The sequence below is a fragment of the Solibacillus sp. CAU 1738 genome, assembly GCF_039888725.1.
Lineage (GTDB): Bacteria > Bacillota > Bacilli > Bacillales_A > Planococcaceae > Metasolibacillus.
On sequence record NZ_JBDQQN010000002.1, the window covers coordinates 337644 to 354303 of the forward strand.

15 protein-coding genes are annotated in these 16660 nt (G+C 36.3%); 5 read left to right on the forward strand and 10 right to left on the reverse strand.

The features are described 5' to 3' along the window. Positions 1 to 102: 102 nt before the first annotated feature. A complete protein-coding gene (gene moaA, locus AAFN87_RS06750; RefSeq protein ID WP_347790278.1) occupies positions 103 to 1119 on the reverse strand; it encodes a GTP 3',8-cyclase MoaA in 1017 nt (338 codons plus the stop codon). Beyond that, positions 1120 to 1938, reverse strand: coding sequence for a formate dehydrogenase accessory sulfurtransferase FdhD (gene fdhD, locus AAFN87_RS06755; RefSeq protein WP_347790279.1), 819 nt, complete (start codon positions 1936 to 1938; stop codon positions 1120 to 1122). 473 nt (positions 1939 to 2411) lie between these two features. Here fdhD and fdhF point away from each other — a divergent pair, with 473 nt between their 5' ends. Then, positions 2412 to 5348: a formate dehydrogenase subunit alpha gene (fdhF, locus tag AAFN87_RS06760; RefSeq protein ID WP_347790280.1), complete on the forward strand. Its 2937-nt coding sequence runs from the start codon at positions 2412 to 2414 to the stop codon at positions 5346 to 5348. A gap of 4 nt (positions 5349 to 5352) precedes the next feature. Continuing rightward, on the forward strand, positions 5353 to 5829 hold the full coding sequence (locus AAFN87_RS06765; protein WP_347790281.1) for a helical membrane plugin domain-containing protein: 477 nt from the start codon (positions 5353 to 5355) through the stop codon (positions 5827 to 5829). 368 nt (positions 5830 to 6197) lie between these two features. Here the strand turns inward: AAFN87_RS06765 and AAFN87_RS06770 are convergent, their stop codons facing one another. Both AAFN87_RS06770 and AAFN87_RS06775 read right to left on the reverse strand, forming a co-directional pair. Then, positions 6198 to 6650: an NUDIX hydrolase gene (locus tag AAFN87_RS06770; RefSeq protein ID WP_347790282.1), complete on the reverse strand. Its 453-nt coding sequence runs from the start codon at positions 6648 to 6650 to the stop codon at positions 6198 to 6200. Positions 6651 to 6664: 14 nt separating this feature from the next. After that, positions 6665 to 7510 carry a hypothetical protein gene (locus AAFN87_RS06775; protein WP_347790283.1) on the reverse strand — a complete coding sequence of 282 codons (846 nt, stop codon included), beginning with the start codon at positions 7508 to 7510 and terminating at the stop codon, positions 6665 to 6667. A gap of 333 nt (positions 7511 to 7843) precedes the next feature. Between AAFN87_RS06775 and AAFN87_RS06780 the strand changes: the two genes are divergently transcribed. Together AAFN87_RS06780 and AAFN87_RS06785 are read left to right on the forward strand one after the other, a co-directional pair. Beyond that, complete coding sequence (locus AAFN87_RS06780; RefSeq protein ID WP_347790284.1) at positions 7844 to 8410, forward strand: sigma-70 family RNA polymerase sigma factor; 567 nt, start codon at positions 7844 to 7846, stop codon at positions 8408 to 8410. Next, positions 8407 to 9483, forward strand: a complete 1077-nt coding sequence (locus AAFN87_RS06785) for a DUF4179 domain-containing protein (RefSeq protein ID WP_347790285.1) — start codon at positions 8407 to 8409, stop codon at positions 9481 to 9483. Before AAFN87_RS06780 ends, AAFN87_RS06785 begins: the two co-directional genes overlap by 4 nt. Before the next feature lie 109 nt (positions 9484 to 9592). Here AAFN87_RS06785 and abc-f (AAFN87_RS06790) read toward each other — a convergent pair whose 3' ends face one another. The 3 genes from abc-f (AAFN87_RS06790) to AAFN87_RS06800 all read right to left on the reverse strand — a co-directional run bounded on the left by abc-f (AAFN87_RS06790) (position 9593) and on the right by AAFN87_RS06800 (position 13287). Next, positions 9593 to 11047 carry a ribosomal protection-like ABC-F family protein gene (gene abc-f / locus AAFN87_RS06790; RefSeq protein WP_347790286.1) on the reverse strand — a complete coding sequence of 485 codons (1455 nt, stop codon included), beginning with the start codon at positions 11045 to 11047 and terminating at the stop codon, positions 9593 to 9595. A gap of 198 nt (positions 11048 to 11245) precedes the next feature. Beyond that, on the reverse strand, positions 11246 to 13042 hold the full coding sequence (abc-f, locus tag AAFN87_RS06795) for a ribosomal protection-like ABC-F family protein (RefSeq protein ID WP_347790287.1): 1797 nt from the start codon (positions 13040 to 13042) through the stop codon (positions 11246 to 11248). 104 nt (positions 13043 to 13146) lie between these two features. Next, on the reverse strand, positions 13147 to 13287 hold the full coding sequence (locus AAFN87_RS06800) for an RAxF-45 family protein (RefSeq protein WP_347790288.1): 141 nt from the start codon (positions 13285 to 13287) through the stop codon (positions 13147 to 13149). A 347-nt stretch (positions 13288 to 13634) separates the two neighbouring features. Between AAFN87_RS06800 and AAFN87_RS06805 the strand changes: the two genes are divergently transcribed. Continuing rightward, positions 13635 to 14111, forward strand: a complete 477-nt coding sequence (locus AAFN87_RS06805; protein ID WP_347790289.1) for a GNAT family N-acetyltransferase — start codon at positions 13635 to 13637, stop codon at positions 14109 to 14111. A 314-nt stretch (positions 14112 to 14425) separates the two neighbouring features. On the opposite strand, the gene panD is transcribed toward AAFN87_RS06805, so the two are convergent. Genes panD through panB form a run of 3 tightly spaced genes read right to left on the reverse strand, consistent with a single transcriptional unit; the run spans position 14426 to position 16501 of the window. Then, positions 14426 to 14809, reverse strand: coding sequence for an aspartate 1-decarboxylase (panD, locus tag AAFN87_RS06810; protein ID WP_347790290.1), 384 nt, complete (start codon positions 14807 to 14809; stop codon positions 14426 to 14428). 3 nt (positions 14810 to 14812) lie between these two features. Next, positions 14813 to 15664: a pantoate--beta-alanine ligase gene (gene panC, locus AAFN87_RS06815; RefSeq protein ID WP_347790291.1), complete on the reverse strand. Its 852-nt coding sequence runs from the start codon at positions 15662 to 15664 to the stop codon at positions 14813 to 14815. After that, complete coding sequence (panB, locus tag AAFN87_RS06820) at positions 15665 to 16501, reverse strand: 3-methyl-2-oxobutanoate hydroxymethyltransferase (protein WP_347790292.1); 837 nt, start codon at positions 16499 to 16501, stop codon at positions 15665 to 15667. Positions 16502 to 16660 lie beyond the last annotated feature (159 nt).

Below are 16660 nucleotides of genomic sequence, written 5' to 3' on the forward strand. Positions count from 1 at the left end.
TACCAACTTTTTCAGATGATTTTACTGCTTTGTCAGTACGCCACCTTGAAGGATACTGACAGAGCTTTAACCTACCTTCTCTACCAAAACTAAGTTCCCTTTTTAGCCTCCAATATGAGACATTTCAATTTTCGCGTTTTTTCTTTTTGTCATCGTCTGTTCATTCCGTTCATCCGAATAGCGATCATTTCTATTTTCCCAAACGTTTGAAATACACTTCTTAATGGCTGCATCATCTTCCCCTGATCTGATCAACTCTCTTAGATCTGTACCATCTGTAGCGAATAAGCAAGTATATAACTTTCCTTCAGCTGAGATGCGGGCACGCGAACAAGTTGAGCAGAAAGAATCGGTAACTGATGAGATTACACCAATTTCCCCTTCATTATCTTCATATTGATAGCGTGTCGCCACTTCACCTTTGTAGTTTGGGGCAACAGGTTGTAATGGCAAAATTTGATGAATTTGATCTATAATTTCTTTTTTTGATACAACTTCATCTAACCGCCAACCATTTGAATTCCCAACATCCATATATTCAATAAAGCGTAAAATATGCTGCTTTTCTTTAAAAAATTTGGCCATCGTCACAATATCTTGCTCATTTTTTCCCCTTTGGACGACCATATTGATCTTAACTTGTAAATTAGCCTCTGCCGCTTTTTCAATCCCTTCTAATACAGTTAAAACTTTACCTCGATGCCCATTCATCTCGAAAAATCGCTCTTCATGAAGTGAATCTAAACTGACCGAAACTCTTGTTAAACCAGCTTGTGATAATGCATGTGCATATTTTTTTAATAAAGTACCATTTGTTGTTAAAGCTATATCTTCCACTCCATCTATACGATGAATACGTTCAATTAATTCCGGTAGATCACGGCGTAATAGAGGCTCCCCGCCAGTAATGCGTACCTTTTTTACATCTAGTGAAACGAAAATTTTTACTAAACGTTCAATCTCATCAAAATTCAATATTTTATCAGATGGTAAAAATGCATAGTCTGGGCCAAATACTTCGGCAGGCATGCAATAGCGACAACGAAAATTGCAACGATCTGTCACGGATATCCTTAAATCTCTTAATGGTCTGTGAAATTGGTCTTGTAGAGCCGACATTTAATCTCCTTCTTTCGGTGTTTCATTTGCTGGTAATATAATTCGTTGTGGGTGCGTATAAATATTCATAGTATTTTGACGAATAAAGCCAACTGTCGTAATCCCAAGATGCTCTGCCAATTGTAATGCTAATTCGGTTGGTGCTGATTTAGATAACACAATTTCACAACCAATTTTTGATACCTTAAGTAAAATTTCAGATGATATCCTTCCACTAAAGACGATAATTTTGTCTTGCATGCTAATATTGTTGCGTAGGCAATAGCCATAAATTTTATCTAACGCATTATGACGTCCAATGTCCATTCGGCTAAGGACCAATCCATTCACATCACATAGTGCTGCATTATGCACACCGCCCGTTTTTTTAAATATTTCAGCAGAATCCTGCATAGCGCGCATCAAACGAAAGCAATCCTCAGTAGTTATTTGCACGTGAATACCTTCCATTTTATTCGCTACTAATGCATCATTTGTGAATACAAAGCCTTGTCGACTCATCCCACAGCAAGACGTAATATAGCGTTTATTTTGCGTTTGTTGATAAAAAGGATTTATGCGCTTTGTTTTTATATGCACAAAACCTTCTTTTTCTTGATACCAAATGTCGTCAATATCTTCGTAACTGCGTATCACTCGTTCAGAAGCTAAATACCCAATAACCATATCTTCTACATACTCTGGTGTACAAACCATCGTCACAAATTCTTGCTGGTTAATTTTCAAGGTAACAGCATATTCGGTGACAATTAAATCATCTACTTTTTTCATTTGCTGATTTTCAATGCGCAAAATTTCGCGAGTTATTGCTTTATCCATAAGGCATCCCCTTTATTTGCTTATATTCTTTTCGAAAACAAAGACGGATATAAAAATCTTCATCAATTTTTATATCCGAAAATAAGTGGAGTAATTTACTGCCCTTCAATTCTCCCATGCACTCAAGTGATGACTTGGTATATAAATCTTGAATTATACTTGTTCATGGAGCATTAACCATTGAGTGTACTTGCTTTTCCCCTATCGTAATTAAACTTTTTATGTCACTCTTACAATATCCTGGACATGCTGATTCATGGTGAATTTTTTATTTTTTAAATACCTAAATATAGAATACTTGTAATAGAATATTTTTTCACCTATTTTTAGGTAGCTTACATACCGTTTGGGAATTACAATAATAACAAGACAACCTTTAGTAAAAATAACCAACCCGATATGTTATTCCCTTTTTGTCTTAAGCCGTAACATGTTGTCCTATCATTCTAAAAGTGTAAAAGGAGGAAGTTACCTTGACTCAAATTAAAATCAATGGCGTATCGTATGATGTAAAACAAGGGGCTACAATTCTTGAAACCATTAATCAACATGACATCCCACATCCGCAAATTTGTCATTTACCAGCTGTTGATCCAATCGAAACGTGTGATACATGTATCGTTGAAGTTAACGGTCAATTAGTTCGTTCCTGCTCAACAAAGGCAGTAAGCGGGATGAATGTGTTACTAGCTTCTGAGAAAGCAAAAGCTGCACAAACTGAAGCTATGGACCGTATACTTGAAAATCATTTACTGTATTGTACTGTTTGTGATAATAACAATGGGAACTGTAAATTACACAATACAGCTGAATTAATGGAAATCGAACATCAAAAATATCCATACAAACCAAAAGTAGAACCCCATGAAGTAGACATGTCACATCCATTTTACCGATATGATCCAAACCAATGTATTGCATGTGGTCAATGTGTAGAGGTTTGTCAAAGTTTACAAGTTAACGAAACATTATCCCTTAATTGGGAAGCGAATAAACCTCTAGTAATTTGGGATGATGGTGTTGCTATTAATAATTCTTCCTGTGTAGGTTGTGGTCAATGTGTAACCGTTTGTCCATGTAACGCATTAATGGAAAAATCCATGCTTGGAGAGGCTGGATTTATGACTGGACTTAAACAGGATATGTTAGATCCAATGATTGACTTGATTAAAGAAGTTGAACCAGGGTATAGCGGAATTTTTGCAGTTTCTGAAATCGAAGCTGCAATGCGTAGTAAACGTACTCGCAAAACAAAAACAGTTTGTACTTTCTGTGGGGTAGGTTGTTCGTTCGAGGTTTGGACAAAAGACCGCAAAATATTAAAAATACAGCCTTCCGAAGGTCCGGTAAATGCAATATCTACATGTGTTAAAGGGAAATTCGGCTGGGACTTCATCAACTCTGAGGAACGTTTAACAAAACCATTAATTCGTAAAAACGATGAATTTGTTGAATCATCATGGGATGAAGCACTAGACTTGATTGCTTCTAAATTAGGGGGTATTCAAAAAGAATATGGACCTGGATCTGTCGGATTTATTTCTTCTTCAAAAATTACGAATGAAGAAAACTACTTAATTCAAAAAATGGCACGTCAATTGTTTGAAACAAACGATGTAGATAATTGTTCCCGCTATTGTCAATCGCCAGCTACTGACGGCTTAATGCGTACTGTTGGTATGGGTGGTGATGCCGGGACAATTAAAGATATCGCAAAGGCTGGTCTAGTTATTATTATTGGTGCTAACCCTGCTGAAGGCCATCCCGTTTTGGCAACGAGAGTTAAACGTGCCCATAAGCTTCATGGTCAGAAATTAATTGTTGCTGACGTTCGTAAGCATGAAATGGCTGAGCGTTCAGATATTTTCATACGCCCAAAACAAGGAACAGATCAAGTTTGGTTAATGGCCGTAACAAAATACATTATTGATCAAGGATGGCATGATATTGACTTCATTCAAGAGAATGTCCTGTACTTTAATGATTTTAAACATGTGCTTGAAAAATATACACTTGAATACGCGCAAGAACATACCGGTATAAGTAAAGAAACCTTAATCCAAGTTGCTGAAATGATTCGTGATGCAGACGGCACATGTATTCTTTGGGGTATGGGTGTGACACAAAATACAGGTGGTTCTTATACATCCGCTGCTATTTCTAATCTTCTTTTAGCTACTGGGAACTATCGTCGTCCTGGTGCAGGGGCTTATCCTCTACGCGGTCATAACAATGTTCAAGGTGCTTGTGACATGGGTACCCTACCAAATCTACTACCTGGGTATCAAAAAGTGACAGATGATGAGGCACGTGCAAAATTTGAAGAAGCTTATGGTGTAAAAATTAAGTCTCAGCCAGGTCGTAGAAATATGCAAATGTTAGATGCAGTAATGGAAGGCAAGATGAAGGCTATGTATTTAGTCGGAGAGGATATGGCACTTGTTGACTGCAATGCTAACCATATTGATAAAGTACTTTCACAATTAGACTTTTTTGTCGTCCAGGATTGTTTCCTATCTCGTACAGCAAGATATGCGGATGTTATATTACCAGCAGCACCTTCACTAGAAAAAGAAGGTACATTCACCAATACAGAACGTCGCGTTCAGCGCCTATATCAAGTGTTACCTACACTCGGTGAATCAAAAGCGGACTGGGAAATTACTCAAGCAATCGCTCGTCGCTTAGGAGCTAACTGGAATTACAGTCATCCAAGTGAGATTTTTGATGAAATGGCTAGCCTTTCTCCTATTTTCTCACAAGCTAATTATGATGTATTAGAAGGCTGGGGTAGCTTCTGTTGGGGTAGTCTTGATGGGAAACATACACCTTTATTATATGAGGATGGATTTAACTTCCCTGACAAAAAAGCTCGTTTTGCTTTACATGATTGGGTTCAACCTGTTGAATATGAAGCACAATACGATTGCCTTGTAAATAATGGCCGTATGCTGGAACACTTCCATGAAGGAAACTTAACAAATAAATCGAAAGGTATTCAATCGAAAGTACCTGAAATTTTCGTTGAAGTATCACCTGAGTTAGCGAAGGAAAGAGGCATTGAGGATGGTGCTCTACTTCGATTAGTTTCTCCATATGGCGCATTAAAGTTAAATGCACTCATTACAGATCGTGTGCAAGGTAACGAATTATTTTTACCAATGAACTCTGTTAACAAAGAATCAGCCATCAACTTTTTAACGGGTCCTGCTGTAGATATTAATACATCAACACCAGCTTATAAACAAACGAAAGTACGAGTGGAAGTGTTAAAAACAAAAGGGAAATCACCACTTCCACGAACAAACCCGCGCAATAAAAAGCGCTACCCACAAAATGGTGTCGAGGTACAACGTAAATGGAATCGTCCTGGCTACGTTCACTTAACAACAATTAACGAAGGAGAGTGAAAGCATGGCAGCACCAATTACAAATATTAAAAAACAACAACTAACAGAAGAGCAATTAAAGGATCAAAAACTAGAAAATCTCAAACAACTTCTTTCAGAAAATGAAGAAGCGGTCCATCAAGTCTTTATGATTATGGCAGAATTAAATGATATCGGTGCACTTGAGGCAGCTACGAAGCTACTAGAAGCTAAAGAGGATGTAGCTCATATCGCTCTAGGCCAATTAACCCGCAAGCCTGTTACGAATATGATCAATAATTTAATGGGTGTTGCTGGAGCATTGACCGAGCTGAATCCAGACACTACAGCAAAGCTTATAAAAGGTGTAAACGCTGGTGTAGATGAGGCTAATAAAGCTTTGGACTCGGAGAAAGCAAGTGCATTCAAACTCATAAAAATGCTAAATGATCCGGATGTCAATCGTGCTCTCAATTTTGGTGTGCATTTCTTAAAAGGACTTGGTAGAGGCTTAAAAGAGTAATATGGTGCTTATATGAGCAAGCGCCCTGTTTAGCCCCGACAAGCTTGGATGAAGATACTATTTTAGGTGGAGTTCTTACCTACCTAGCAAAGGCATACATGCTTACTCCCCCCTTGTTTTCTAGGGGGGATTTTCGTAGTTCAAACTCATACAAAAATTAATACTTAATAACCTGCCTTTATAATCAATTGCATAATTGCTCTTTCATTCTTGCTGGCCATCCTTTTATTTATAGTTTCTTCCAATATAAAATTATACTGTTTTCATGTGATAGCAACCATCATTACGTTATTCCCCGAAAGCCGAGACACAGTGTCATCAGAAATCGGGCATTAGTTGTTAAAATAACCTACTCTCGGTGAAAAAATTCATCCAATTCTTTTTATATAAGCTTCTAAAATCGGTTGATCTGGTGGACTCATGTTTTTTGGTAAATTAGACAATGAAAAAAACTGTAGATCGGTTGCTTCCTCTTGATCACATTGTAATCCCCCAGTATATTCCTTACATTCATAGGCAGCTATTACATTGTAAACTTCATCTCCATGTGGGTACTGATAGTAAAATTTCTCACCTGAATAAACAGAAAGTAAAGTTAAATTATTCGCCGTCAATCCTGATTCCTCGTATAATTCTCGAATAGCAACCTGTTCCAACGATTCCCCTAGCTCCATAGAACCACCTAATAATCCCCAACAATCATTATCTTTCCTAAGCTGTAATAAAACTTGTTGCTGCGCGTTTATAACAATAACACAGGCACCAACCATTATTAATGGACGGCTACCTACTATCTTTCGTAAATCCATTATATATCCCATGTGTTCATCCCCATTTACTCAAAGCTGTCCAACCAATCCATTACTATTTGTTTATAGTGTGGCTCTTTCCACATCGTAATGGCTTCGATTTCACCATGTTTTTCTATGAAGCTACGTAAAAATACATAACCAATGTAATAACCGAAACGTACCATTCCAAATCTTTTACCACCATTAATTGAAAACCATTCTTTAAAAACTTCTACTGTCGATAAATTATTTATATCTTCTTTGAAAGCCTTGATTAGTAGGTATTCGTTCTTTTTTGCATAATCTAACCAACTTGAGTCTTTTTCTTTATAAGCAAAGTAGATGAATTCCTCAATGTTTTCAGTCACTTGCTGCGATAAATAGATAGCTGTTCCTTCTTGTAAAAGCCATGTGAAAGGATGCTGCCAATCGACTAGTTGCCAATCAATCTTCTCATGCTCAGATAAAATATTGTGTAAAGCATGACCAAATTCATGTGCAACTAGTACTTCGATATACTCCTGCTGAGGTGAAAGCTGTTCTAATGCAAATGTAATATTCGGAATGAATTGCCGCTCTGTATAACCGTTTGAACCATAGCCACCAACAAGAAGATTAACCTCGATTGGAAATTTCATATTATATTGATGTTCATAAGCATTTACTGTTTTTAAGATGATCGGAACAATCTTTTGATAGACCTCTTTAATTGATGCAAATGAATCTGGATATTTGTCTATTGCAGCAGTTAATCTATCATCTGTGTTTTTGCAATGATATAAAAAGTATTCATGAAACATTTCATTATACTTTTCATAATATTGGTGCAAAAATTGTAAACTCGGCTCATAATGTTCTAAAAAATATGGCACAGAATCATTAATTTTCATCAAAATCGCCTCGCATTCTATTTAACCCTATTATTCCATTTTATAGAAATTCCTACAACAAGAACATTTGATTAATGCTAAATTTCAATTGAGAATTTAGGTCACAAATCTATATAGATGCAAATCTTCCTTTTCTGTTATTTCAACAACTTTTATCTTCTAATTTCTACGGTTTTTAACTCCAGTTGCTTTATGATTTTCTCTACAGTTCTCCAACATGTAGTATAATCTTGAAAAAATCCACTAAATAGTAAAAATAATGAGAAAAATTTTATTATATTTCGTTATATTAGGTGTAAAAGCTTTTACAATAATTTGAAGGAGCTATTGTAGATGAAATCAAATGAAACAAATTTTATCAAGCGTCTGCAATCGGGAAAAGAAGATGCACTCGAATATATTGTGGACAAATATTTACCCCTCATTAAGGGAATTTCCTACCAAGTTCTATCCCCATTTAAAAACGATGGAATGATAGATGAATGTGTAAATGATATTTTTTTATCTGTTTGGTATTATGCAAAGGATTTCAATGGTGATTCCGCTAAATTCAAAAATTGGATTTGTTCGATAGCCAAATTTAAGGCCATTGATTATTACCGAAGAGCTGTAAAAAATGTGGAGATTTCCAGTGATAACTTAGAGCTTTCCCCTGCTGATTCTATAGAGAAAGATTTAGTACGAATAGAGAACAGGTCGGAGCTCATGCAATTGATTAACCAACTTGAACCAATTGATCAACAAATCTTTATCAGGAAGTTTTTTCTTGGTGAAAATACCGAGGAAATAGCTTATAGCCTCGGAAAAACGAAAGCTTCTATTGACAATCGAATTTATCGCGGAAAAAAGAAATTAAAAGTACATGCATCTGATTTTCTAATGGGAGGTAGTGTTGTATGAACGACATTTATAAACTTTTAAATGACCTCGAGATAGACATAAAAAAATTCGAGGAAATGGAAGTAAGTGAGTTTGATCGTGCTAAAGTAAAAAAAGAGCTTTTAAATAAAATCCATTCAACCAAACAAAAGAAATGGAAAAATACAGTAAAGGCTGCTTCTCTTGCAGTAAGCTTATTCACTTTTGGCATCTTTGGTTTGTCGTTTACAACTAATGCAGAAGAGATCCCTATATTAGGTAATATCTTTAAATACTTTAATAATGATGGCTTATATATAGACTACAAGGAAAACTCCAATCCAATTAACGAAGTAGCAGAAAGTAACGGGATTAAGGTAACTGTTAATGATGCCGTCTATGATGGAGAGAAATTAATGGTCACGTATACAGTTGAAACGGAGAAGTATTTAGGAGATACCCTTCATATAAATGGTATTCCCCTTATAGAAAATGAAGGCAATGGTACTCACGAGATTTTTAGAATAGACGAAAATAAATATGTTGGTAAAGCAACAACTTCATCTAAAGAAAAACATTCTACAATAGATGTAGATTGGAAACTTGATTATATTATCCCTGATCTAACAAAAGATAGAGAGAGAATTAAAGGAGACTGGAAATTCAATTTCCAAGTAAAAAAAGCAGATATTACAGTTCAGAAAATTAATCAAGACAAAGAAATGGACGGAATCTCAGTTAATATAGAAAATCTAACGATTACACCGACCTCTTTCCTTATTAATTATAAACAAGTTGTATCAAAGGAAATAATAAAAGATTGGGATATGGCTGACGTAGATATTGAAGTAAAAGATAATTTTGGAAATATATATTCAAGTGAATTCCATAGTGGATCTGGTGGGAAATATTATATGACATGGGGTAAAACGTTCCAGATGTTAGATCCTCATGCTTCAATACTAATTATCACTCCAAAAGTGAAGCTATCAGATTATGATGGAATCGAATACAATGAAGATGGTTCAATTAAAGGTAGATATAGATTATTAAAAAGTAAAGCAGACATAAAAGAATTTGAAATGGACGAGATTATTGTTGAAATAGAAAAATAACAAGGCGAAAAATACCTTTAGTTTAGTAGTGCCAACTAGAAACTACTAAAGCAGACAAAACACGCATCACTCGCTAATTGCGAATGATGCGTGTTTTTTTGTAAAACTCCTATTTTAACTGCAATTTTTGCTGCTCAATATTGTAGCGAGTAGTAACAGTTTCTTTTAAAAACGCTTCATCATGTGACACAATGATTACTGTACCGCTGTAGCCATGGATAAACCGCTCTAATGCACCTATTAGTGTAATATCAAAGAAATTTGTTGGTTCATCTAGTAATAGTACATTGTAATCCCCAACAAATAATAAACATAGCTGCAGGCGCATGGCCTCTCCACCACTCAAATGCTGTACATTTTTTATTAAATCGTTCTGTGTGAAATGCATCGCAGCAAGAATATTTCTTAAAAAGCTTTCATTATAATCTGATTGCGCTTTTACAAAATCTAAGATTGATTGATCTTTTGTGAAATGGTAGCTCATCTGACGAAAATAACCGATTTTCACTTTTAATGAAATTTCAATACCTTCTTTTTTATTCGCTATTGCTTGCAAAAGTGTGCTTTTCCCACTGCCATTTTTCCCAGTAATACCTATTTTTTGCCCTTTACGAATTTGAAAAGAAACACGATCTAATAATAATTGATTGCCAATCTTTAGCGTAAAATCATTCGCTAAAATGGGTACTTTATTATGAAGCTCCACTATTGCTCGCTGTGTAAAATGAAATTGTTTATCTTCTTCAAGTTTATCGACAGCTTGTAATTTATTTGCACGCTCCTCTAATGCTTTAGCTGATCTATGCAATCCTTTTTGTCCAGTTGCTTTTGATTTTGTTTCAATCATTCGATTTGGCTTAGATTTCGCTTCTTTTCGCGTCATATTACTAGCCTGTGCCATTTGTTCAGCACTCTTCATTTTTTCAGCCGCTGCTTTTTCGAGTCTCGTTTTTTCCTTTACATATGCCTCGTGTGCTAGCTGTTGTTGCTGTCGTTCTAACACTTTTTGTTCTTTATAGGCACTGTAATTACCTGCATACACATGAACTTTTCCGTCGCGAATTTCCCAAATCGTCTCTACAACTGCATCAAGCAATGTCCGATCGTGGCTTACTATAATTAGTGTGCCATAATAATATTTTAGCTCATCAATTAAAAAATGAATTCCTTCCACGTCTAAATGGGAAGTTGGCTCGTCTAGTAAAAAGCACTCTGAATACGTAGTGAATAATTCAGCTAGTTTATGCTTTGTTTGCTCTCCGCCACTTAAGTTTTGATGATCTGTTGGGATGTTCAACTTTCCTTTTAATGCAAAATCTATGTCATTCGTAACCGCTAAATCGACTTGATCCATATACTTGGCATCAACAAACTGCTTTACATATCCTATTGTTGGTGTTATTTTGCTTGCTAGTAGCTTCAGCAATGTACTTTTCCCCGCACCGTTGTCTCCAACTATGCCAATACGCTCTAATTGGTGCACCGCTAAATAAGGGATATGCAGTACATCACGATCTAAATAGCTATGTGTTAATTGATTTATTTCAAATTGAATATGTTCCATGTTTCACTACCTCCGAAAAAATGAATTTTTCCGTATCGATAGTGTTTATCGATACGAGCTTTTACAACTCGTATCTCTTAAAAGAATAACAACGTCATTATGCTTGCCTCCTAAGTTTATGAAATGAAAAGAACATTCATTTCGTAAACCAAACTGTAATACGATCTATTTTGCAAGAACAAAAATGGATTGATCTCTTCATTGCTTACTATCATGATCACCTAACCAACTTTCGTATAAGCCCTCCAGTTGTTGTTCTATTTTTTCTCGTTGCTCATTTGCAAGCACCGGTTCCTTCAGCTTAATTTCAAGCTTTTCAATTAAATCTTCTATTGGAATTTCTTTTTTACTTTTCTCTATTTTCGCATGTTTCTTCACTACAGTTTTTGTTTGAGTTAGCCGTTTTGCCTTTGCCCATTCATAATCACCTTCATATACTGTGATGCTCTCCTGCTCAATCCACGCAATTTTCGTAAACATTTTTTGAAGAAAATAGCGGTCATGTGAAACACCAATGATCGTCCCCTCAAATGTTTCCAGTGTATCTTCTAGCACTTCTCTCGATTCAATATCTAAATGGTTTGTCGGCTCATCAAGAATTAGTACATTAACATTGTCATGCATTAGCTGCGCTAGACGTAATCGCATCTTCTCTCCACCGCTTAAATCCTTTACTTTCTTGAATACATCATGCCCGTAAAATAAAAATTGCGCGAGAATATGGCGTGCTTCTGCTTCCGAAACGAAAACTGTTTCACGGAAAGCATCAATGAGTCGATTAGTAGGATTTTTATATTCAAATTGCTGAGATAAATACCCAATTTTCACATTGCTACCGACTTTACAAGTTCCGCTATTTGGTACAACCTCACCTAAAACCATTTTCAGTATTGTTGATTTCCCACTACCATTCTCTCCTACAATGGCTATACGGTCTCCAAAATAAACGGATAAATTACTTTCCACGAATAATGTTTTTTCATAAGAGTGGCTTACATTTTCTAAGTGCACAACTTCCTTGCCGCTGCGCTCATCCATCGTTAAAGATAAATTCATTTTCTTAGCAATAGTTGGCTTTTTCACCCGTTCTATGCGTGCTAAAGCTTTTTCCATACTTTTCGCACGGCGATGCATTGCAGCATTTGGTGGATTCGCTTCATTTGCCCACTGTTTTAAGCGTTTAATAGCCTCTTGCATTTTCTTTATTTTCTTCTGTTGCTCTTCGAATTCTGCAAATTGCTGCTCAATCTTTGCCTCTTTTTGGGCAATAAATTCATCATAATTCCCTTTATACGTACAAGCTATTCCATCTTCAATTTCAATTATTTTTTGTGCCATTTTATTCATAAATTGGCGATCATGTGATACTACTATTAAAATTCCTACAAAGTTTTTCACATAATTTTCGAGCCATTCAATTGCTTGCACATCTAAATGATTTGTCGGCTCATCTAACAGTAAAATCGAAGGGTTTTTCAATAATATTTGCCCAAGCATAACTTTCGTTTTTTCCCCACCGCTTAAACTTGTAAAAGGTTGGTTCAGTAAGTGAGAAATACCTAACCCATTTGCAATTGCGGCTAGTTGTGATTCAATTTCATAGCCGCCTTGTTGCATAAATTCTTCTTGTAAAATACCGTATTGGTGCAATATTTTTTCAGTCACCTGAGCTTCTTGCATCTCTTGCTCAAGCTTGGTCATGTTAGCTTTTAGAGTAAAGATTTCTACAAATGCTTCTTCTAACACCTCTTTCGCTGTGAAAGACGGGTAGCTGGGAATTTGGTGTAAGTAGCCAATCGTTGCTTCTTTGCTCTTAATAATACGCCCTGCATCAGGTAGATCGTTTCCTGATAATAACTGCAATAATGTCGTTTTCCCACAGCCATTTGGACCAACAATCGCTACATGTTCACTATCATTTACTTCAAGTTGAAGTCCATCGAATAATTTATTACTACCAATTACTTTTTGTATATGTTCAGCCTTTATTTGCATCGTTTTTTCCTCCATGAAACGTGCGAAAAAAGCATTTTTTACAAAGAAAAAAGACTGCTCCATTAACAAGCAGTCTTTTCCTAAAAAATTGTGAAAAAGAATGGTTAATCCGCTACGTTTAGTATTTGATTTTGGTTAAAAATGGACAGACCTATCCCGTTCATCGCAAAATCAAAAGTAATAACACGTGCAAAATACATAGCTGTATCTACTTTTACACCTGTTGTCATAGCGTTTTGAATCATTCCTTTTCACCTCCGTTCAAATTAATTGATTCTATCATAACATAAAATGGTTTATTTAGGAAATAAAATATATAAGACCATAAATTATAGTTTAATTTCTATAATACTTCGCGATGGCAAATCTATTTTTTTACATTGTTAAACATCCAACAAACAATGGGAAAAACAATTTGCCCTGCAAGATGCTATAGCTAAAGATTTGACTTGAGAATTTATAGTTAACACAGTTCTAACTAATGAATCAGTATAGATTTCCTAACCTATAAAAAGGTATTTAAACATATCAGTAGAATTTAATAAACGGACAACTTTTATACAATTTCAAAAAATATAGAGGTGATGTAAAAATGCAATTATTCGTTGAAACTATGAATGAAAAATTAGCCAAAGAAATACTATGTTGGAAATATAATGAACCATATGATTTTTATAATAATGATTTGACGGATGAAGCAATGAAGGAAATGCTAGATGGTACATACTATGCTTTAACAAATGATGTAAATGAAACATTTGGCTTTTTTTGCATTGGAGAAAGTGCGAAAGTTCCGATTGGTGAACAATTTTCGGTTTACACAGAAGACTTTGTTGATATGGGAATTGGTATGAATCCCAAATATGTTGGTAAAGGAAACGGCGTTAAGTTTTGCTCTCTTATTCTTCAATTTATTGAAGAAAGATATAGTAATATTCCAATCAGATTAACAGTGGCCAACTTTAATGAAAGAGCTATTTATTTATATGAAAAGCTTGGTTTTGTTAAGAAACAAGAATTCAGTACAGGTGTTGTGAAATTTACCACAATGGTGAAAAGTAATAATTGACTAAGTGGAGATTGTTCGAGAAGCGAGTCATTTTTGTCTACGAATAAAACGAGTTGATTGGAATTAGTCGGCAACTTTAGCGGGAACAGCCTTTAGCGGTAGTCGCACGAGTGGAAGATCCATTTTTTTTTGCTTCGAAAGCAAAAAATTAGCTGGCGCCGTGCCCGCAAAACGCTTCGCCAGTATGGAAATCAACGGCATCGAAGAAAAAGAGAGTACTGGAACGTTTTTCGTTCTAGTACTCTCTAATTTGTGCCTAAAGAATTTTTTCAGTGCCATCACCCGTCACAACTGTTGCAACAAATTTCTAAAAACTACATCACCGTTGCTTCTGGTTCGTAGCTGATCATTTCTTTAATTGTATTGTTTTCGCCCATAATCGCTACAGTTGGTTTATGGTCTGCCGCTTCATTATGATCTACGTATACATATGAAATGATAATTACAATATCACCTTTTTGCACGAGGCGAGCTGCTGCACCATTTACGCAAATGACCCCACTACCGCGCTCCCCTGCGATAATATATGTTTCAAAGCGAGCACCGTTATTATTGTTGACGATATGCACTTTTTCGTTTGGTAGCATACCTACTGCATCTAAAATATCTTGGTCAATTGTAATGGAGCCAACATAATTTAAATCCGCCTGCGTTACTTGTGCGCGGTGAATTTTACTGTTCATCATCATTCTAAACATGATTTATTCCCCTTTTAACGAAAAGATTAGATTATCAATTAATCTTGTTTTACCGATATACACTGCTGTTGCAAGTAGTGCAGTTTCTGTTTGATCATTTATTTCTGCTAAATCTGGATAGCTTAGTAGCTGTAAATAGTCAATGCGGCCAGAAGTATTGGTAGTAATATGTGCTGTCGCTTGTGCAATAGCCTGCGCGGCATCTTTTGTTTGTTTATACGATTCTTTTGCGATATTTAAAGCCTCATAGATTGCAGGTGCTTCTTTGCGGTCATGCTCTGTCAAATACACATTACGGCTCGATTTTGCAAGACCGTCTTCCTCACGCACAATCGGCACTGTTTTAATCACAAGCGGGAAATTAAAATCACGCACCATCGTTTCGATAATTGCTACTTGCTGTGCATCCTTTTGACCGAAATATGCATATGTTGGCTCTGCTAAATGGAATAGCTTAGATACAACTTGGATAACCCCATCAAAATGGCCAGGTCGACTCGCACCGCATAAGATCGTTGCTTGACGCCCTGCTAATAGCTTAATACCACCATCAGTTGGATACATTTCCTCCACACTCGGCGCAAACACAATATCAACACCAGCCGATTCTGCTAGTACGGTATCACGTGGTAAATCTCGCGGATACGACTCGAAATCCTCATTCGGACCAAACTGAGTTGGATTAACGAATACACTCATAATGACAATATCGTTTTCACTTTTCGCTGTACGAGCTAGCGTTAAATGACCGTCATGTAAATAGCCCATAGTAGGAACTAACCCTATTGTTTTATTTGCTTGCTTTGCTGCATTTACTAGTTTTTTTAATTGTGCAATCGTTGTTACAACTTTCATTTACTTGACGCCCCCGTACAGTTGGTTTAACTCCTCATCTTTCATCGTAAAGCGGTGATTTTCAGTTGGGAACGTACCCACCTTTACTTCACGAACATAGCTTGCAATCCCGTGCTCTATCTCATCCCCAACATGTGCAAATGCCTTCACAAATTTCGGAATATGGTGCTTGCCGTATTGTAATAAATCATGGTACACGAGTACTTGCCCGTCTGCCCCTGCGCCAGCACCTATACCGATTGTTGGAATTGTGAGCTTTTGTGACAAAGTTTCTGTTAATTGATATGGAATACATTCTAAAACTACTGCTGCTGCCCCTGCCTCCTCACAAGCCATTGCATCCTGGATCAGTTGTGCGGCTTGCTCTGCTGTTTTCCCTTGCACTTTGTAGCCACCTAAAACACCTGCTGATTGTGGTAATAAGCCAAGATGCGCCACTACTGGAATACCAGCATCCGTTAATTTTTTTATTACTGGAATAACATCTCCTGCCCCTTCTACTTTAAGTGCATTGGCGTTCGTTTCTTGCATCATGCGGACAGCTGTTTTTAACGTATCATTTACATCACCATGGTAAGAACCAAAAGGCATATCGACGACAACAAATGTATTTGGTGCTCCTCTACGGACAGCCTTACTGTGATGAATCATATCTTCTACCGTCACGCGCATTGTAGAATCATAGCCAAGCACAACCATGCCTAAAGAATCACCGACTAAAATCATATCGACTGCCGCTTCCTCTGAAAATTTGGCAGCAGGGTAATCGTATGCTGTAATCATGACGATTTTTTCCCCTTGCTTCTTCATTTTCAAAAATTCACTCGTTGTTTTCATAATTTCCTCCTTCTACTCTGAGAAGAAAACATAAAAAAACCCTTCTATCCATAATTAGACAGAAGGGTTGCGTCTTACATCAAAAAAATTTTAACGCGTCCGTTTTCTTCCGTCCCTGTCTATAAAGATCAAGGCAGATTTATAGTTAGTTTTTTTGTT